We start from the raw sequence: 19,680 nt of genomic DNA, 5'->3' as shown, positions 1-19,680 counted from the left end.
GTTCTACGGGTTTCCACCAACGGTAATTCAAATTACCGTCTAGGGTCTGAGGGGAAGGCGTCGCGTCAAGCGGTCCACGCAGCTTTTCCTGAGGAGACCTCATGCCCATTCAGAACTTCGAATCCACCTGGATGACCGACGAGCACAAGATGCTGCTGGAGTCGGCCACACGCTTCTTCAAAGAACAGTGGGGTCCGAAGGACGAAGCCTGGCGCGCCCAGGGCATGATGGACCGCGAAGCCTGGCGCGAAGCCGGCGCCAACGGCTTCCTGTGCGCCTCCATGCCTGAAGAGTACGGCGGCGCCGGTGGCGACTTCGGCCACGAAGCCGCCCTGATCCTGGCCCAGGCCGCGGCCGGTCAGGCCGGCTTTGGCGGCTCGCTGCACTCGGGCATCGTCGCCCCCTACATCCTGCACTACGGCACCGAAGAGCAGAAAAAGCGCTGGCTGCCCAAGATGGCCACCGGCGAGCTGATCGGCGCCATCGCCATGACCGAGCCCGGCACGGGCTCCGACCTGCAAGGTGTGCGCACCTCCGCGGTGCTGGAGGGCGACACCTACAAGATCAACGGCAGCAAGACCTTCATCACCAACGGCCAGCTTGCCAACCTCATCGTCGTCGTCTGCAAGACCGACAAGACCAAGGGCGCGCAAGGCATCTCGCTGCTGGTGGTCGAGACCGACGAGGTCACCGGTTTCCGCCGCGGCCGCAACCTCGACAAGATCGGCATGGACGCGCAGGACACCTCCGAGCTGTTCTTCGACGACGTGGTCGTGCCCAAGGAAAACCTGCTTGGCCTGCAAGAAGGCATGGGCTTCTTCCAGCTGATGCAGGAGCTGCCGCAAGAGCGACTGATCGTCGCTGTGGGTGGCGTGGGCGCGATGGAGCTGGCCATGCAGGAAACCCTGGCCTACACCAAGGACCGTCAGGCCTTCGGCAAGCCCATCTTCAACTTCCAGAACACTCGCTTCACGCTGGCCGAATGCCAGGCCCTCCTGATGGCCTCGCGCGCCATGGTGGACGCGGCCATGGTGTCTCACCTCAAGGGTGAACTGGGCGTGGAGCGCGCCGCGCTGCTCAAGTACTGGATCACCGACCAGCAGTGCAAGCTGATCGACGAATGCTTGCAGCTGTTTGGCGGCTACGGCTACATGAAGGAATACGTGATCGCCCGCCTGTACGCCGACGCCCGCGTGCAGCGCATCTACGGCGGCACCAACGAAATCATGAAGGAACTCGCCTCTCGCTTCCTCTGAACGGTGCATCCGCGAGCTGCGCGGGGCGATCCTGCGTTGGCGATGCTCGCCGTACGGCATGTACGGCTGCGCTTCTCAACGCAGGCTCACTCCCGCTCGCTGACGCGGCTGCATCCGTTCGAAAGACCGAGCCGAGTCCGAATCCCATTGCGAAGGAATGTTCATGATCGAAGCCTACATTTACGACACCGTGCGCACGCCGCGCGGCAAAGGCAAGAAAGACGGCAGCCTGCACCAGGCCACGCCGGTGTGGCTGCTGCGCACGCTGCTGCAGGCGCTGCAACAACGCCACCACCTCGACACCTCGCTGGTCGATGACGTGGTGCTGGGCTGCGTCACGCCGGTGGGCGAGCAGGGCGCCGACATCGCGCGCACCGCGGTGCTCGACGCCGGCTGGGCCGAATCGGTTGCCGGCGTCACGCTGTCGCGCTTTTGCGCCTCGGGCCTGGAAGCCGTCAACCTGGCTGCGGCCAAGATCATGTCCGGCATGGAAGACATGGTGGTCGCCGGCGGCGTCGAGTCCATGAGCCGCTGGCCCATGGGCAGCGACGGGGGCGCCTGGGCCATGGACCCGCGCGTCAACACCGGTCTGGGCTTCATCCCGCAAGGCGTCAGCGCCGATCTGATCGCCACGCTCGAAGGCTTCAGCCGTTCGGATCTGGATGCCTTCGCCGCCGAGTCGCACCGTCGTGCCGCAGCCGCGCAAGCCGATGGCCGCTTCGACCGCTCGGTCGTGCCCGTCACCGATCTCAATGGCATGACGATGCTGGCGAAGGATGAAACCATCCGCGTTGGCACTTCGGTGGAGTCGCTGTCCAAGCTGAATCCCTCCTTCGAGATGATGGGCACCATGGGCTTCGACGCCACCGCGCTCGACCGCTACACCACCATCGAAAAGATCCACCACGTGCACCACGCCGGTAACTCTTCGGGCATCGTCGACGGCGCCGCCCTGGTGCTGCTGGGCAGCAAGGAAGCAGGCCTCAAGGCCGGCCTCAAGCCGCGCGCCAAGGTGCGCATGTGTGCGGTCATCGGCTCCGAGCCCACCATCATGCTGACCGGTCCCACGCCCGCCTGTCTCAAAGCGCTCGGCAAGGCCCGCATGCAGGCCAGCGACATCGACCTGTGGGAAATCAACGAAGCCTTCGCCACCGTGCCGATGAAGACCGCGCGTGACCTGGGCGTCTCGCTCGACCGCGTCAACGTCAACGGCGGCGCCATCGCCATGGGCCACCCGCTCGGCGCTACGGGCGCCATCATCCTCGGCACCGCCTTGGACGAGCTGGAGCGTACCGGCAAGTCCACCGCGCTGGCCTCGCTGTGCATCGGTGCCGGCATGGGCATCGCCACCATCATCGAACGCGTCTGATTCGGAGGCAACCCAACATGACCACATCCGTCAACGCGCAAGCCTTCACCCTGGACATCGACGCCGACGGCATCGGCCTGGTCACCATCGACATGCCCGGCCGGGCCATGAACGTGCTGAACCCGACGCTGACCGCGCCCTTCGCCGAACTCGTCCACCGCCTGGAAACCGACGCCACCCTCAAGGGCCTCGTCATCACCTCGGGCAAGTCCACCTTCATCGTCGGTGCCGACATCGACCAGCTCACGCAGATCACCTCGGCCGACGAGGCCTACGCGCTGTGCGAAAGCCTCAAGGGCATGCTGCGCCGCATGGAAAAGTGCGGCAAGCCGGTCGTCGCGGCCCTCAACGGCACCGCGCTGGGCGGCGGCCTGGAGCTGGCCCTGGCCTGCCACGCCCGCATTGCCCTCAACGACCCAAAACTCAAGCTCGGCCTGCCCGAAGTCAAGCTGGGCCTGCTGCCCGGTGGCGGCGGCACCCAGCGCGTGCCGCGCCTGATCGGCATCCAGAAGAGCCTGGAGCTCATCACCCAGGGCAAGGAGCTGACCGCTGCCAAAGCCAAGGAGATGGGCCTGGTCACCGACCTGGCCAGCTCACGCGATGAGCTCATTGCCAAAGCCAAGGCCTGGTGCCTGGCCAACCCCAAGGCCGCGGCGCCGTGGGACACCAAGGGCTTCCGCATCCCCGGTGGCGACAGCAAGAGCCCGGCCGTGGTGCAGGTGCTGGCCATTGCCCCGTCCATGGCCAACGCCAAGGCGCACGGCAACTACCCCGCGCTCACCCACATCATGAGCTGCCTGTTCGAGGGCTGCCTGCTGGACTTCGATGCCGCCTCGCAGGTCGAGTCGCGTTACTTCGCTGCCTGCGTTGTCTCGCAGGTCTCGAAGAACATGATCGGCACGCTGTGGCACCAGCTCAACGCCATCAAGAAAGGCCAGTCGCGTCCCAAGGGCATCGCCGAGACCAAAGTGAAGAAGGTCGGCATCCTGGGCGCCGGCATGATGGGGGCGGGCATCGCCTACGTCTCAGCCAAGGCCGGCATCGACGTTGTGCTGCTCGACACCACGCAAGAGAACGCCGACAAGGGCAAGGCCTACTCGCAAGGCATCCTGGACAAGGCCATCTCGCGCGGCCGCAGCACCGCCGAGAAGCGCGATGCGCTGCTGGCCCGCATCCAGACCACCACCTCGTACGACGACCTCAAGGGCTGCGACCTGGTCATCGAAGCGGTGTTCGAAGACCGCGACATCAAGGCCGCCTGCACACAGAAGACTGAAGCCGTCATCGCCGCAGATGCCGTGTTCGCTTCCAACACTTCTACGCTGCCCATCACCGGCCTGGCCAAGGCCAGCGTGCGTCCGGCCAACTTCATCGGTCTGCACTTCTTCTCGCCGGTCGACAAGATGCCGCTGGTCGAGATCATCGTCGGCGCTGAAACGAGCGATGAGACCCTGGCGCGTGGCTTCGACTACGTGCTCCAGAGCGGCAAGACCCCCATTGTGGTCAACGACAAGCGCGGCTTCTACACCTCGCGCGTGTTCGCCACCTATGTGATGGAAGGCCTGGCCATGGTGGCCGAAGGCGTGCACCCGCGCTCCGTCGAGGTCGCCGGCCTGAAGGCCGGCATGCCCATGCCGCCGCTGGCCTTGCAAGACGAGGTGTCGCTGAGCCTGTCGCTGCACATCTCGGCCCAGACCCGCAAGGACCTGGCCGCCGAAGGCATCGCCTACCCGGCGCATCCCGGTGAGGCCGTGCTGCAAGAGGTGTGTGGCGTGCGGGGCCGCGTCGGCAAGAAGAGCGGGCAGGGCCTGTACGACTACCAGGGCAAGGACAAGACCCTGTGGCCCGGCCTGCTGGAGATCTATCCGCCCAAGGCCGAACAGCCCAGCCAGCAGGAGATCATCGACCGCCTGATGTTCATCCAGGCCAACGAAGCCGCGCGCTGCTACGAGGAGAAGGTCGTGCGTTCGGTGTCCGACACCAACATCGGCTCGATCTTCGGCTGGGGCTTCGCGCCCCACCAGGGCGGTGCGCTGCAGTTCATCAACGCGATGGGCGCGCAGGCCTTCGTCACGCGTTCGCGTGAACTGGCACAGCGCCATGGCGCCCGCTTCGAGCCCGCCGCCATCGTGGTGAAGATGGCGCAAGAAGGCGGCCGCTTCGAGGACGTGGCGTGACGAGTGCCCGCGCCGATGCGCCCAACCTGCCCGTGGGCACCGGCCTGAACGGGCTGTTGAGCGGCCTGCGCGTGATCGACCTCACGCGCAACCTGCCCGGCCCGTTCAGCACCCGCATGCTGGCCGACCTGGGGGCCGACATCCTCAAGGTCGAGCCGCCGGAGGGTGACCCGGCCCGTGCACTGGGCTCGCTGTTCGACAATCTGAACCACGGCAAGACCTGCCAACGCATCGACTTTCGACAGTCCGACGACCTGGCGCAGTTGCGCGACTGGCTGGCTACCGCCGACGTGATGGTGGACAGCTTTCGCCCGGGTATCCTGAGTTCCATGGGCCTGGATCCCGCCACGCTGCACGCCCGCAACCCGCGTCTGGTCATGGTCTCCATCACCGGTTATGGCCAAACCGGCCCGTGGGCGAACAAGGCTGGCCACGACCTCAACTTCATGGCCCTGTCGGGTGCCCTCGATCAGATGCGTGCGCCTGACGGCAGCCTGGCGCAGTCCAATGTGCAATGGGGTGACCTGGCTGGCGGCAGCGCCATGGCCACCATCGCCATCCTGGCAGCGGTGTTCGCGGCGCAGCGTACCGGCCAGGGTCGCCACATCGACGTCAGCATGACGCACGGCCTGCACGCACACCTGATCATGCCCCGCTCCACGGCGGCCTTGCTGGCCCCGATGCTCGGCCACCGCCCAGGGGCCGACGAAGACATGCTCAACGGCGGCCTGCCTTGCTATCGTCTCTACCGCACGGCTGACGACCGCCACCTCGCTGTGGGTGCGCTGGAGCACAAGTTCTGGCGAGCCGCCTGCGAGGTGTTCGGCCGCCCCGACTGGATCAACCGTCACTGGCAGCGCGGTGCCTTGCCTGGCACGCCGGATGCGCTGGCCTTGCGCAACGAGGTAGCAGCGCTGGTGGCCTCCCAGCCCCTGGCCGTCTGGGCCGAGCGCTTCGCCGAGGCCGATGCCTGCGTGACCCCGGTGCTGACCCTGGCCGAGGCCGAGACACATCCGCTGTTCGCGGGCGATACGGGCGTCCAGCCCTGGCAGGCGGTGCCCGGCGCCTGACGCTGCGTTACCGCCCGTTGCACATTCACCCCATCAGGGGGGCATGGCCATCTGCAGCCCCCTCCTAGACTCCCTGGCAAACGAATTTCACCCAGGGATACCATGATTCTGTCGGGCCGACCCGGTCAACTGACCGGCATGCCGGAGCTGCCGCCATTGCCATCGTCCATTGCGCCGCTGTGGCGCGAGCTGGTCGCGGCCTGGTACACCGACACCCGTCTCTACCATCTTGAATCGGCCAGCCGTGAGCGCGCGCTGCCCGCAGACCTGATGGTCGAGAGCTTCGTGCTGCACGATGCGGTCTCCGAACCCTTTGCCCTGTACATCAACACGCTGGTGCTCGACGCCCATGTCGAGCTGAAACAGCTCTACGCCCGTCCCGTCACCCTGCTGACCACCCTGGCCGACGGCAGCCAGGCGCGCCGCAGTGGCTACGTCACCGAAGCCTGGTCCCTGCAAAGCGACGGCGGCCTGGCCCGCAAGGCCTTGTTGCTGCGCCCCTGGATTGCCTTGCTCGGCCACAGCCTGCAAAGCCGCGTCTGGCAGGACAAGAGCGTGGTCGAGATCCTGGAAGACGTGTTCGCCGACCACGCAGGCATCGCCGCCTGGCATTGGGACGAAGACGTGCTGGCCTATGTGGCCCAGGGCCTGTTTGCCCGCAACGGTGGCCAGCGCAGCTATTGCGTTCAGTACCGCGAGACCGACCTGGCCTTTGTCCAGCGCCTGCTGGCCGAAGAGGGCATTGGCTGGCGGGTGGAAGAAGACGAGGCGGCCCCCGGTGGCCACCGCGTCGTCTTCTTCGTGGACAGCCGCCGCCAGCCGCAAGACCCCACCAGCCAGAGCAGCCTCTGCGGACGTGGCATCCGCTTCCACGGCAGCAGCAGCCAGGAGGCCCAAGACAGCATCCAGGCGCTGGCCGCTTTGCGCGAACTGGGCCCTACCGCGACGGTGGTGCAAGGCTGGGACTACAAGGCTCACGCCGTCATCAGCGCCGAGGTGCCCACCGCGCACCAATGGGGCGGCACCGAAGCCAGCAGCCTGCAAAGCTGGCTGAGCAGCTACGACCCCAGCGGCGACTTCATCTGGGGCAACAGCGCCGAAGCCCAGTTCGCCGCCACCCGCCTGCAAGAGGCGCTGGAGGCGCGCTACAAGCGCTGGCTGGGTCGTGGCACGGTGCGCACCTTGCGGGCTGGCACCTGGGCGGCCGTCACCCAGTCCACCCTCGACCCGCTGGCGCAGTTCGGTCAGGCCGAGAGTGACAAGGACTTCTTCTTCACCCGCGTGCACGCTCTGGGCATCAACAACCTGCCCAAAGACCTCAGCGAAGCGATTGCGCGCAGCCTGGGTGAGGCGGCGTTGCCCGCTGCGCTGGGCATGGAGGAGGGCGCCGAGCAGGCCATCGAGCCCGATGCCACTACCGACACAGCGGCCGACACCCAAGCCCTGCGCGAACGCGCCGAGCGCACCGGTTACGCCTGCCAGTTCCAGGCCCTGCGCCGCAAGGTGCCCTGGCGCTCGGTGCTACTGGACGGCACCGGCGCACGCCCCCGTCCGCGCCCCACCGCCTTGGGGCCGCAAACCGCCATCGTCGTCGGCCCCCAGGGCCAGACCAGCGCCCAAGGCGCCGACGAACTGCATACCGATGCGCTGGGCCGCATTAAGGTCAAGTTTCACTGGCAGGCCAACCCCTTTGCGTCGCAACGCGCCAACAGCGACCACAGCTGCTGGGTGCGCGTCGTACAGCGCGCCGCCACGGCTGGCGGCGGCCACCAGTTCACTCCCCGCATCGGGCAGGAGGTGCTGGTCGGCTTCCTGGGCAACGACATCGACCGCCCGGTGGTGATCGCCAGCCTCTACAACGGACGAGGCGAGTCCGGCATCGCACCCACGCCGGGTGGCGCAGTAGGTGAGCCTGACACTGCGGCTCTGACCGCGTCCAGCGACCACCGCCCCAGCAGCCAGATGAGCCTCGTCAACAGCGGCAGCGGCGGCCACAGTCCGGCCTGGCACGGCGCCGCACCGGGCGCCACCACCGAAGGCAGTGAAGGCCAGGCCAACGCCGCGGCGCTCAGTGGTGTCAAGAGCAAGGAATTTGGCGGCAGCGGTCACAACCAGCTTGTGCTCGACGACACCCCTGGCCAGCTGCGTGCCCAACTTCATAGCACCCAGCACCAGACCTGGCTGCAAATGGGCCACCTGCTGCACCAGGCCGACAACCACCGCGGCAGCTTCCGTGGTCTGGGCTTCGAGCTGCGCACCGACGGTTGGGGCGGCTTGCGCGCCGCGCGCGGCATCATGCTCAGCACCTTCAGCCTGCGTGATGGACAGGGGCAGACGCCTGAGCCCGCAGGTGACAACGCCCCCGGCATGGCCCTGGCCAAGCAAGCCCAGCAACTGAGCCAGACCTTCCACCAGGCGGCCACCACCCACCAGACTGTGGGCTTGGCGACCGCAGCCGGTAGCCAGCAAGCCGGCCAGAGCGCCCTCGATAATCAGGCTGCACCCGCGGCCGCCCTGACCAAGAGCCTGAGCGGCATGGTCAGCACCACCAGCCTCTCCAATGCGCAAGCCGACGCCGCTCACAAGCTCACCCAAGGTGGCGCCGACAAGGTGCCCCACATGGCCGACCCCGACATTGCCCTCATCGGCAAAGCCGGCATCGGCCTGACGGCGGGGCAGGACCTGCACCTGAGCAGCCAGGACACCACTCAGATCGACTGCGGGCAAGACATGCATTGGGCCGTGGGTGGGCAGGCTCGGATTCAGACCGGGCAGGCCATTGGCGTGCTGGCTGGGGCCATCCAGCCGGGCGGTGAGGCGGCGGGCAAAGGCCTGACGATGATCGCCGCGCAAGGTCCCATCGACCTGCAGGCGCAAGCTGGTCCTGCGCAAGTGGCGGCCAAGCAGACGCTGGAGTTGAAGACGGCCAGTGGCGTGGTCAACATCGCCGCGGCCAAGAAGGTCGTGCTGGCGGTGTCGGGCGGCGCGAGCATCACCATTGAAAGTGGCCAGTTCACGGCGCAGTGTCCGGGGAAGATCACGGTCAAGGCCAGCAAGAAGGCGATGGTGGGGCCGGGGACGATGGGGTGGCGGATGCCTGACATGCCTCAATCGGTGTGCGTGAGCTGCTTGCTGAACGCCGCCAAATCGGGCTCACCCTTTGCCAAGCGGGGCTGAGCATGGTGGATTCATTGGCTTCTACGCTGCGTGCGCGCATAGATACGCGTCCACCAGGCCACTCAGTTTTTGCTTTGATCGACATGGCAGGGTTGTCTCACCTTGACCAGGCGCCTCGCATCCATAGCGAAATCCGCAAGGCTGGCGCCGTGTCGGTGTTGCGAGATGAGCGACCCGATGCCCTGCTCGCCACGCCGTGGCTGCTGTCCCTGCCCGAGGATGTCTCATCACGGTTGGAGGCTCGCACCTGCGAGTGGGCCTTGCGCGGACCTGCAGTGACCTGGCTCGTCAGCAACTTGCCTTTGAACAGCTTGGCTGATCGTCTGCGTCGCCGCGCTGAAGCTGAACTGCCTGACACCCATCCGGTCCTGTTGCGGCACTTCGACCCCCGTGTGTTGCCCGAACTGACGCAGGTTTTGAATCAGACTCAACGTCATGCGTTCTTGGCGTTGGGGCACGAGTGGCTGTACCTTGACCGAAACCACGCTCTGCAAGGTGTCGCATTGACCCATGCCGGTGACGTTGATGCTTTCGACGCACCTCTGTTGTTGAATGACCAACAGTTCGCCACGTTGCTGGCAGCCTCAGAAATCGATCAAGTCATGCCGGAACTGGCGCGTGCTGCCCCGATTGAATTCATGCAGTTGACGGCGAAACAGCGGGTGAAGCTGACGCGACAGTGCTTGAGCCTGGCAGCTTCGTGGCACCTTGATGGACTGGCTGACAAGGTCATGGTCGGGGTGCTCACGCTCAAGCTGGGTGAAGGGTTTCATCAGAGGCCCGAGTGGGCACCTTGGGTGGCGGAGATGGCTCAGCAGCACATGGGGCTTTTGCAGGTGATTGAAAACGCCACGGTGGAGACGCAGACATGAAGTACATATCCCTGGTGTCATGTCACCGGTTCGCATGGTTGCGAGTGGTCACCTGCGCGTCTCCTTTGTTGCTGATCATGGGATGTAGCCAGGCCCAAGTGCCGTCTTCCCGTCCTGTTGTTCTGCCGCCTGAGGCTCGCCTGACCGTGGACGCCAAGTCGCTGCTCATTCAGGGCTATAACTACACCGACGACTACATCCATAGTTTCACTGTTGATGGACAGGGCGGGGGGAACCTGTATGTCAGCGGGCCTACCTCAGGTGGTGGAGGGTCAGTGTGTTGCGCATCATTTAGCAAAGGCTCACCACTGCCTATCAGGTTGAAGATACGGTGGGTTGCGGCGTATTGCATGTGGAACGAGCCGAACCCTTACCCGTACGGTCAGCGTTTCTACAACCAAAGAATTAGCTTGTGGAGAGAAGCCGAGGCTCTGGCTGTTGACCTGTCGCAAGGCAAGCCACGCGCTCTGGAAGTGCACATCTTCCCTGACGGGCACGTCGAGGCGGCCATTACCCAGGGACATTCACGTCCCAGGATGGTCTTGCCCGATGATCACCGGGGTTTGCGCCCCGGGGTACAACACACCTACCCAGACTGCACCGATGATCAACTTAAACACCGTAACCAGTGAAGGAAAAAGCCAAGCAGGCCCCGCACTCAAGTACAACCTGACGGGGTTGATGGCCAGCGCATCAGCCAGTCAGACTTTACATGCACCGGTTGCGCTGGCACCTGCCGCGCCGGATGGTGGCCTCAGCCTGTTAGAGCAGGCCAAGGCCATGCAATGCCGCCTGCTCCATCAGCCACTGGCTTACACCTGTCGGCTCAAGCTGAAGATCGGCTTCTTTTTCGATGGTACGGGCAACAACCTGGACGCTGATCTCGACACTGATGAACATAGCAACGTGGCGCGGCTGTTTCTTGCCTACCCCAAGGATGTAGAAGATCAAGGGATCTACAAACACTACATTCCAGGCCTAGGCACCTACTTCCGCGACATCGGTGACATCGGTGACGACGACGGTGCGGCCTTTGCACGCTACGGTGACGCCCGCTTGGACAAGGCCATGAAATGGCTGGATGAAACCATCGACCGTCATTCGGTCGACAAGATCGAGACGATTCAGATCTACCTGTTTGGCTTCTCGCGCGGCGCCACGCTGGCTCGGGCATTTGCGCGCCGCATTCAGGAGCGCTGTCAATCAAACCAAGAAGTCCCAAAGCAGTATATTTGGCCCGAGGTGGGCAAGCCATTCAGCATCGAGTTTTTGGGGCTGTTTGACACGGTTGCTTCGGTTGGTATTCCAGCCAGTGCGGGTCTGAATTCCTTGTTCCTGGCCAAGAAGTGGCGCGACTTGGAGCCCACGCTCAATTCGCGCCGAAAAGATGGCCGCAGTGGCTTGGCGGCGCAGGCTTTCGGTCATGCAGCTGGTGCTGACCCCACGCCTAACCCCTGGGATGGCCATCAGGGTTGGGCAGGCAACCTGCGTGTACCACCGGTGGTCAAGCGCACGGTTCACCTGATTGCGATGAACGAGATCCGCAACTCCTTTCCGTTGGACACCATCTGGGATGGCCGGAAGCTACCTGACAACGCTGAGGAAATCGTTTATCCCGGCGCTCACTCCAATGTGGGTGGTGGATACCGGCCAGGCGAGGGGGGCAAGAGCATGATTGGCCAGTTCATGCTCAGCAAGATCCCTTTGCGCAAGATGTATGACGAAGCGGTGCTCGTCGGTGTGCCGTTGCTTTCGCTCGATGCGGCCTCCAGCCAGGCTGATTTCGCATTCGACCCCGAACTGCAAGAGCACTTCAACGAAACCATCAAGCATGCTGAACTCACGGGGGGCATGCTGGGTGAGTCGCTGCTGGCGCACAGTAAGCTCTATCTGAAGTGGCGCTTCCGGAAGATCCGCCTGAAGCTGAGAGCGCAGGACGCGCCCAGCATTGATTCGAGCGAAACCAACTATCGCAAAGAAAAAGAGGGCATCGAAGCTCGCATCCAGACCCTGGAAAATGATCCACAGCGCCGTGCTGCGGAGCGTGAGATGGTGAGCAAGCAGTCAGCTTGGCAGTTGGCCACCATGGCCGCACCCGGTCATGAAAGCCAAGCTGAATATGACGCTTACCTTGCTGCCAAGGAGCGTTTTGATACGCTCAATGACCCCTATCTGCGCGAACGCGCCAAATTGCGGACCTTGCCCAGTCATGATGGTGAGCTGGTGGGGAATCTGGATGCCTATGATCGTCAGTTGATGAAAGATGTGGCCTTCTTGAAGAAGCAGGCGCAACGCAGTGCCCTACCGGTGAGGCCTCATTACCAAGCGCTCCTTGAGGCTCATGACGACGAGTTTCTGCATGGCAAGGGCTTGACAGACGCCAAGGTCATCCAGTTCTTTGATGCTTTCGTTCACGATTCGCTCGCCGGTTTTGCCAAAGATGTGACGCTGCCTTCTGATCCGCGGTGTTGCTACATCGGTGGCGATGACGAGTTGAAGTACGCCAACCATCGTCCTGTACGAGCAGTGGACAACCCCAGTTCATACATCGCGCAACTGCCGGTTGATGAAGCGCAGGTGCCTGCGACCTGAGTTGCTTTGCTCTGCTTGGGTTGTTGTTGGCCTGCATCTGTCAACTCAGTATCGGTGAAGGCAGCAAGGCAGCCGAGCCGGTCAGCTGATCTGCCGCTGCCTCACCCCCACACCACCTCCCCCACCGTCCGGCGCACCACCACCTTCCCATGCCGCACCGACAGCAGCGCATGCCCTTGCGTGCGCAGCACCTCGTAGTCGTTCTCCGCTGACAGCAGCACCAGGTTGGCCGGGCGGCCCACTTCCAGGCCATAGCCCTCGCCCAAGGCCATCGCACGCGCGCTGTGGTCGGTCACGAAGTCCAGCGCACGCTGCAGGTCTTCATAGCCCAGCATGTGGCAGATGTGCAGCCCCGCGTCCAGGATGCGCAGGATGTTGCCATTGCCCAGCGGATACCAGGGGTCCACGATGGAGTCCTGCGCAAAGCACACGTTCAACCCAGCGCGGTCCAGCTCGGGCACGCGCGTCAGCCCGCGGCGCTTAGGGTAGCTGTCAAAGCGGCCTTGCAGGTGGATGCTCTCGGTGGGGCAGGAAATGAAGCTCAGCCCCGCTTGCTTCAGCAGCCGGAACAGCTTGTAGCAGTAAGCGTTGTCGTACGAGCCCATGGCCGTGGTGTGGCTGGCCGTCACGCGCGCGCCCATGCCTTTCACGCGCGTCACCTCCGCCAGCACCTCCAGGAAGCGTGAGTGCGGGTCGTCGGTCTCGTCGCAGTGCACGTCCACCAGGCGGTCGTGGCGCTCGGCCAGGTCCATCAGAAAGTGCAGGGACGAGACGCCCTGGTCGCGGGTGTTCTCGAAGTGGGGGATGCCGCCCACCACGTCCACGCCCATCTCCACGGCCTCGCTCATCAGCGCACGGCCGTTGGCGAACGATTCGATGCCTTCTTGGGGGAAGGCCACGACCTGCAGATCGACCAGATCGCGGGCCTCGTCGCGTACCTCCAGCATGGCCTTGAGCGTACCCAGTCCCGGCTCGGTCACGTCGACGTGGGTGCGCACGTGCTGGATGCCGTGGGCGGCCAGCATGCGGATGGTGCGGTGCGCGCGGGATTTGGTGTCCTCGGCCGTGACCAGGGCCTTGCGCTCGGCCCAGCGTTCGATGCCTTCGAACAGGGTGCCGCTGAGGTTCCAGTTCGGCTCGCCGGCGGTCAGGGTGGCGTCCAGGTGGATGTGTGGCTCGACCAGGGGCGGGATCACCAGCTTGCCGGCGGCGTCGAAACCGTCCGGGGCGGCCTCGGACGGCGCCAGGGTGTCGGCTTGTGCCTCGATGGCGCTGATGCGGCCGTCGATCCAGCGCAAGGTGAACAGACCGGTGCGGCCACGCAGGCGGGCGTTGAAGAGGTGGTTCATGGCAGGGGACGTGTGTGAGATTGGTGGGGCGACAGTCGCCAGATCATCAGGGCCATCGCGATGTTCAGGCGGTGTTGGGCGTCGTTGAGGTCCAGGTGGGTCAGGTTCTGGATCTGTTGCATGCGGTAGTTCAGGGTGTTGCGGTGCACGTTCAGGCGCTGTGCGGCCGCCACCAGGTTGCCATTGGCCTGGGTCCAGGCTTCCAGCGTCGGCGTCAGGGCCGCATGGTGGCTCTGATCGTGCTGCAGCAACGGGCCCAGGGTGGTTTGCACGAAGCGGTCCAGCAGGCTGCGGTCGCGGATCGCCACCAGCAATTCCAGCACGCCGAGTTCGTCAAAGCAACACAGGCCCAGCCGTTCCGGAAAGGACTGGGCCGCCACCAGGGCCTGGCGGGCTTGGGTCAGGCCGCGCGGCAGGTCGCGGGCTTGGGGGCAGATGGCGCTCAGGCCGCCGAACACCCGCAAGGGTGTGTCGCCGTCGTTGAGCGTGTGCAAGAGCTGCTCCACGACGCTGCGGTTGCGCGCCGCCTGCTCGGCCGATTCGGCCGGGGGCACCGGCAGCAAGGCCAGCCACTGTTCGGCCTGGCTGACCACGGGCCACGGCTCGCCCAGTTCGGTCAGGGCGCGGTTCAGGCGCGAGAGCACCTGTTGGCGGAAGGCCTGCAGCAGCGTCTCTGCCATCTCTGGCGCGTACGAGCGGAACAGGGCCGCGCTGCCGCCCAAGGTCAGCACCAGCACCTGACGGGGCTGACGCAAGTCGATGGCCAGGCTGGCGGCCCGGTGTGCGCGCACGGCGTCGTCGGCCAGGTGGCCCTCCAGCAGGTGCTCGATGAACTGCTGGCGCGAGCTGCCCAGCCATTGGGCTTGCACCAGGGCCGAGCCGATGGCCTCGGTGACCACGATCATGGGCAGCGCATACGGCTGCTCGATCAGGGGCAGACCCAGGCGATCGGCCTCGTGCAGCACGCTGGAGGGGATCTCGCGGATGTAGTCGGGGCCGGTCAGGATCACCAGGCCGGCACAGCGTCGCCCGTGGGCTTCACGCACCAGTTGGCACAGGTTGGCCTCGCTGCGGTGCTGGTTGATGCCAGTCACGAAGACCAGCTCGCCGCCCAGCACCCATTCGGTGATCGATTCGTTCTCGGCCACATAGGGCCAGCGGACGGTGTGGTGCTCACCCGCCTGCCCAGCTCGCAGGCGCATGGCCTGGAGCCGGGGCAGGAGCAACACATCACGGATGCTCAGGCTCATGCGCTGACACTGCCCAGTTGCTGACGGGCGATGCGCACGCGCTGGATTTCGAACAGCACGACATAGCTGAGCGCGGCCACGCCGATGCCCACCAGCGGCGCCACCCAGGGTGAGACGTAGGCACACACGGCACCGATGGCATAGGCGCCCAGGCCGACGCCGTTGAAGCGGGGCAGGGTGGTGGTGCTGAGTTGCGGGTAGCGGCCTTTGTGGCCATGGAAGAAGTCGGCCATGATCACGCCGCCGATGGGCGGGATGATCGAGCCCAGCAGGATCAGGAAGGGGATCAGCATGTCCGACATCCCGGCGATTGCCAGCAGGGTGCCGATGCCGGCCCCGGCCAGGGTGATGGTGCCACGGCGATCCTGGCGCAGCAGGTTGCAGCCGGCCGCCGCGAAGTTGTAGATGGTGTTGTCCTGGGTGGTCCACAGGTTCAGGAACAGCATCACCACGGCGGCGATCGACAGGCCTTGCAGCACCATCACCTCGACGACATCGGGCTGCTGGTAGACCATGGCGCCATAGGCCCCGACGACGATCATCAGGCCATTGCCGATGAAAAAGCCGACCAGGCTGGAGAGCACGGCGGTCTTGCCATCACGGGCAAAGCGCGTCCAGTTGGTGGCCTGGGTGGCGCCGCTGACGAAGGTGCCAAACACCAGGGTGATGGCCATGTGCCAGCTCATGCTTTCCTTGGGCTGGATGGCGAGCAGGCCTTGGAGGCCCCCCGCATCCCGTGTGGCGATCCACAGCGACCAGGCCAGCAGCGCGAGCATGGCGGGCACGGCCACGCGCGACAGCATGTCCAGACCCTTGTAGCCGATGAAGGCCGTCAGGCTGAAGCCGAAGCCGAACAGCACCATCAGCGGGATGGTCCAGCTGCTGGGCAGGGACAGCATCTTGACCAGCACCAGCGCGATGGTGGCGGTGCCCCAGGCGTACCAGCCGATCTGGGTGAATCCCAGCAGGAAGTCCGACAGCTTGCTGCCGGTTTCGCCAAAGCAGAAGCGCCCCATCAGCACGGAGTTGAGCCCGCTGCGGCAGGCGATCAGGCTGAGCACCGCGGCATACAGGCCCAGCAGCAGGTTGCCCGCGATGGCCGCCCAGATGAGCGTCTTGAAGTCGAAGGCCATGCCCATCTTGCCGCCGGCAAACATGGTGGCCGTGAAGAAGGTGAAGCCAAACAAGAGGATGGAGGTCGACAGCAGCCCCTTGCGGGCGCCGGGTGGAACTTCACTGAGAGGGTAGTCGTGATCGAGGTCGGGGGCTTGGGCCATGGGGTGACTCCGGTTGGGTGGGACACCGCTCACAGTGCAAACCCTGTGCCATGGCCCACGTCGGCGGTGCTGCGCGTGTCACCGTTCACCTGTCACAAGTGGTTTTGTGCACCATGCACAAGTCGCGCAGCGACCGACGACGTCGTGAGGGCGCTCCTCGCTGGGGACGCACCAAGCGCAGGCGGCCTCGCCTGACGACGCCTCGCATCGGTGCAGGCAAGCCCGACTTCGGTGTGGGGCCTTGCGCGCGCGGTAAGCTGTGACCTCCCGTCTCACCAAGTGCCCGCCATGTTCAACACTGCCTTGTCCTTGCGTCCCTGGATGCTGTCTTTCACCCTGCTGGGCTTCGCTGCGGCAGGGTGCGTGGCCCAGGCCGCACCGGCAGGCATCGCCGCGCCGGCGTCCAGCACGTGTCCGGCCCTGCTCAACAAGACCTTTCCTCGCCTGCAAGACGAGAAGCCCCAGTCGCTGTGCCAGTACAGCGGGCAGGTGATCCTGGTGGTCAACACGGCCAGCTACTGCAGCTTCACATCGCAGTACAAGGGGCTGGAGGATTTGTACGCGAAGTACAAAGGACGAGGTTTGGTGGTGCTGGGCTTTCCGTCCAATGACTTCGGTCAGCAAGAGCCCGACTCGGGCCAGCAGATTGCCGAGTTTTGCGCCAACACCTTTGGCGTGAAGTTCCCGATGTTTGCCAAGAGCAGCGTCAAGGGCGCGCAGGCCAACCCGCTGTTCGCCGAGTTGGCCAAGCTGTCGGGGACCACCCCCAAATGGAACTTCTACAAGTACCTGATCGCCCGGGATGGGCGCACGGTCGAGGCCTACAACAGCCTCACCGCCCCTGACAGTCGCAGTCTGGTGGCTGACATCGAGCAGGCCCTGGCGGCGCGCCCCTGATCGTTCACCATGAAAAAAATGGCCCTGCCGGGGACCGACAGGGCCATTGTGGTGTGTTGTCTGTTTTTCTTGTCTCTCCCTGACGTTCCGCTGAGCAGAACCGCGTGACAGCACTGGGCGTAACTGTAGTGCGGATGGGCGGTGCGCCACATCCCTCTCAGGGGGGAGGTGCGCCGCAGGCCCCCCACCCCAAAGACTGTGCACTTGGACACGGCCGGGCCGATTTCCTGGGGGCGCATCGTCAAGCCAGGGGGTGAAAGCGTCGAAGAAAGACCCATGATGGTCTTGCAGGTGAGGGTTTGCGCCCTATCTGATGACCCAGATGGATCACACAGGAGTCACGTCCATGCACATGCTCTACAACTCTGACAGCTACGCCGTGGTGCAGATCGACATGCTGCCGGCAGTGGGGGCGTCCGCCTCGGTGGGGAGCACCCCCAGCCTGACGCGCGGCGGCTATGAGATCGTCGACAAGCACGCACGCAAGGAGCTGTTCATCGAAGGCGCGCTGGCCGAGTCCTTCAAGGAAGGGGTCGATGCCCTGATCGAGGCCGCGCACAGCAGCGAAGACTTCGACGCTTATCTGGAACGCTTCGCCGGGATGGCGCAGCAACCAGTCGTGATGCATTAACGAAAATGCGCGCGGGGTGGCTCGCCGCCCCTCGCAGCTGGGGTGAGTGCCCATGACGGTACCACCGCCTCCTGCCTAGACTGCGGAACCTTTAAGGCTCTCCCGCATGTCACCGCCCTACCTGGACGCCCACTTCCAGCTGTCGACCCTGCTCCTGGGCTGGGCGCTCGGCTTCTACGCCCTGTTCCTGCAAGGAACGGTGGTGCGCTGTGTGCGTCGCAACGACCGTGATGCCGGCCTGGGCTGGTGGTTGGGCGGCGCGCTGTGCGTGGGCACGGGCTTTTGGGCACAGGCCCTGCTCAACCTGGCCGCCCTGCAGCTGCCCATCCGGGTGGGCTTCGTGGCCCCGGTGGTGCTGGCCGCCTGGATGCCGGCGGTCGTCATCAGTGCGGCCGCCATCGGGATGCAGAGTCGTCTGCACCTGCCGCTGCGCCTGCGCTTCATCGGCGGGGTGCTGATCGCCGTGGGCCTGTGCCTGCTGACTTTCATCCATGCCTCGGCCATCGTGTTCCAGCCCAGCGTTGCCTGGGATGTGGGGCGCCTGATCGGGGCCCTGCTCCTGACCCTGGCGGGCTGCCTGCTGGGCTCGCTGGCCCTGCGCCGCAGCCTGGCCGCCGAGCCGCCCTGGTGGCGGCGCTGTCTGTTGGTGCTGGGTGTCAGCGCCTTGTTCAACGCGGGTCAGGTGTGCATGGCGTGGGCCATGCAGGTGCCGACCGGGGCCGAGAGCCTGAGCGTCGAGCACCTCGCGGGCGAGGGCCTGGTGCAGGTGCTGTTCGGCGCTGTGATGCTGCTGCTGATCATGGGGCACCTGAGCATGAGGCTCGATGCCCGTGCGCAGCGGCGCCAGCAGGCGCTGGCCGACTCGCTGCAGGCTGCCCAGGCCGCGCTGGACGCCGCTGCGCAACACGACCCGCTGACGGGGCTGCTCAACCGCGCCGGCTTCGAGCGCCTGCTGCATCAGCGCTTCGAGGACGCCAGCGCTCCGGCGGTCGGGCCCTTGTGCGTGATGCGCCTGCATGTCGATGGGGTGCGCACGCTGACCGAGACCTACGGCCATGCCCATGGCGATCAGCTCCTGCGCCACCTGGCTCCGCGTCTGCAGGCGGCCCTGCGCGCTGGCGACGTGCTGGCGCAGGCCGAATCCGACGAGTTCTTGCTGCTCTCGCCGGGCCGGTCCGATGAGCACGAACTCGCGCAACTGGCCCAGCGCCTGTCGGCGGCCGTGCACGCGCCCTGCCTGATCGACGGGCATGAGCTGACGGTCAGCGCCTCCATCGGCATCGCCCGCTACCCGGAGAGCTTCAATGCCCGCTTGCTGCTGAGCCACGCCAGCGACGCCATGCTCACCGCGCGCCGGGCGGGTGGCGGCGTGTACTGTTTTCACCGCAGTGGCGAAGACCAGGTGGGGGTGGACCAGGTGGCCTTGCAGCGCGACCTGCGCCACGCCATCGCCCGTGACGAACTGACGCTGCACTTTCAGCCCAAGTTGCGCGCGGGCAGCGGTGAGCTGTCCGGGGTCGAAGCCCTGCTGCGCTGGCAGCACCCGGTGCGCGGCCTGGTCAGCCCGGCCACCTTCATCCCGGTGGCAGAACGCTTTGGCCTGATCGGGGAGCTGGGCCTGTGGGTGCTGGAGGCGGCCTGCCGCCAGGAAGTCGAAAGAGTCCAACAACTCTACCGAGGCATCCGACCCGCCTAGGTTCCGTGTGACGGATCAACACGGGTCGGTGGCATGGGCTACTGGCCCGTGCGAAATCGGCGACAAG

The 19,680-nt window shown here is 65.3% G+C and carries 14 protein-coding genes; 11 read left to right on the top strand and 3 right to left on the bottom strand.

Annotated elements, in window-relative coordinates:
* The first annotated feature begins 101 nt into the window (after positions 1-101).
* From RBT42_RS05230 to RBT42_RS05200, 8 genes are all read left to right on the top strand, one after another.
* Positions 102-1,256, top strand: a complete 1,155-nt coding sequence (locus RBT42_RS05230) for an acyl-CoA dehydrogenase family protein (protein WP_320362816.1) — start codon at positions 102-104, stop codon at positions 1,254-1,256.
* 163 nt (positions 1,257-1,419) lie between these two features.
* Complete coding sequence (locus tag RBT42_RS05225; protein ID WP_320362815.1) at positions 1,420-2,625, top strand: acetyl-CoA C-acetyltransferase; 1,206 nt, start codon at positions 1,420-1,422, stop codon at positions 2,623-2,625.
* A 17-nt stretch (positions 2,626-2,642) separates the two neighbouring features.
* Entirely contained in the window at positions 2,643-4,802 is a 2,160-nt protein-coding gene (locus RBT42_RS05220; RefSeq protein WP_320362814.1) for a 3-hydroxyacyl-CoA dehydrogenase NAD-binding domain-containing protein, read from the top strand.
* A complete protein-coding gene (locus RBT42_RS05215) occupies positions 4,799-5,872 on the top strand; it encodes a CaiB/BaiF CoA-transferase family protein (RefSeq protein WP_320362813.1) in 1,074 nt (357 codons plus the stop codon). Before RBT42_RS05220 ends, RBT42_RS05215 begins: the two co-directional genes overlap by 4 nt.
* 102 nt (positions 5,873-5,974) lie before the next feature.
* Positions 5,975-9,049, top strand: a complete 3,075-nt coding sequence (locus RBT42_RS05210) for a type VI secretion system Vgr family protein (RefSeq protein ID WP_320362812.1) — start codon at positions 5,975-5,977, stop codon at positions 9,047-9,049.
* Positions 8,989-9,921 (top strand): DUF4123 domain-containing protein, encoded by a 933-nt coding sequence (locus tag RBT42_RS05205; RefSeq protein ID WP_320362811.1) that lies wholly within the window; start codon positions 8,989-8,991, stop codon positions 9,919-9,921. Before RBT42_RS05210 ends, RBT42_RS05205 begins: the two co-directional genes overlap by 61 nt.
* Positions 9,918-10,553, top strand: a complete 636-nt coding sequence (locus RBT42_RS16490; protein WP_413785856.1) for a DUF3304 domain-containing protein — start codon at positions 9,918-9,920, stop codon at positions 10,551-10,553. Before RBT42_RS05205 ends, RBT42_RS16490 begins: the two co-directional genes overlap by 4 nt.
* Positions 10,525-12,513 (top strand): DUF2235 domain-containing protein, encoded by a 1,989-nt coding sequence (locus RBT42_RS05200; protein ID WP_320362810.1) that lies wholly within the window; start codon positions 10,525-10,527, stop codon positions 12,511-12,513. The genes RBT42_RS16490 and RBT42_RS05200 overlap by 29 nt, the downstream gene beginning before the upstream one ends.
* A 101-nt stretch (positions 12,514-12,614) precedes the next feature.
* On the opposite strand, the gene codA is transcribed toward RBT42_RS05200, so the two are convergent.
* Genes codA through codB form a run of 3 tightly spaced genes read right to left on the bottom strand, consistent with a single transcriptional unit; the run spans position 12,615 to position 16,389 of the window.
* The gene (gene codA, locus RBT42_RS05195) at positions 12,615-13,862 is read right to left on the bottom strand and encodes a cytosine deaminase (RefSeq protein ID WP_320362809.1); all 1,248 of its coding nucleotides are present in this window, start codon (positions 13,860-13,862) and stop codon (positions 12,615-12,617) included.
* Complete coding sequence (locus tag RBT42_RS05190; RefSeq protein ID WP_320362808.1) at positions 13,859-15,112, bottom strand: PucR family transcriptional regulator; 1,254 nt, start codon at positions 15,110-15,112, stop codon at positions 13,859-13,861. Before RBT42_RS05190 ends, codA begins: the two co-directional genes overlap by 4 nt.
* Entirely contained in the window at positions 15,109-16,389 is a 1,281-nt protein-coding gene (gene codB, locus RBT42_RS05185; protein WP_320362807.1) for a cytosine permease, read from the bottom strand. Before codB ends, RBT42_RS05190 begins: the two co-directional genes overlap by 4 nt.
* Positions 16,390-16,677: 288 nt before the next feature.
* Here codB and RBT42_RS05180 point away from each other — a divergent pair, with 288 nt between their 5' ends.
* The 3 genes from RBT42_RS05180 to RBT42_RS05170 all read left to right on the top strand — a co-directional run bounded on the left by RBT42_RS05180 (position 16,678) and on the right by RBT42_RS05170 (position 19,613).
* Complete coding sequence (locus RBT42_RS05180) at positions 16,678-17,286, top strand: glutathione peroxidase (protein WP_320362806.1); 609 nt, start codon at positions 16,678-16,680, stop codon at positions 17,284-17,286.
* 346 nt (positions 17,287-17,632) lie between these two features.
* Positions 17,633-17,917, top strand: coding sequence for a DUF3567 domain-containing protein (locus RBT42_RS05175; RefSeq protein ID WP_320362805.1), 285 nt, complete (start codon positions 17,633-17,635; stop codon positions 17,915-17,917).
* A gap of 106 nt (positions 17,918-18,023) precedes the next feature.
* On the top strand, positions 18,024-19,613 hold the full coding sequence (locus RBT42_RS05170) for a diguanylate cyclase domain-containing protein (protein WP_320362804.1): 1,590 nt from the start codon (positions 18,024-18,026) through the stop codon (positions 19,611-19,613).
* The last annotated feature ends 67 nt before the right edge of the window (positions 19,614-19,680 follow it).

It is taken from the genome of Aquabacterium sp., assembly GCF_034003525.1.
Lineage (GTDB): Bacteria > Pseudomonadota > Gammaproteobacteria > Burkholderiales > Burkholderiaceae_C > Aquabacterium.
The sequence above is the reverse complement of the archived record's forward strand: the minus strand, read 5'-3'. Positions and strand labels throughout refer to the sequence as shown.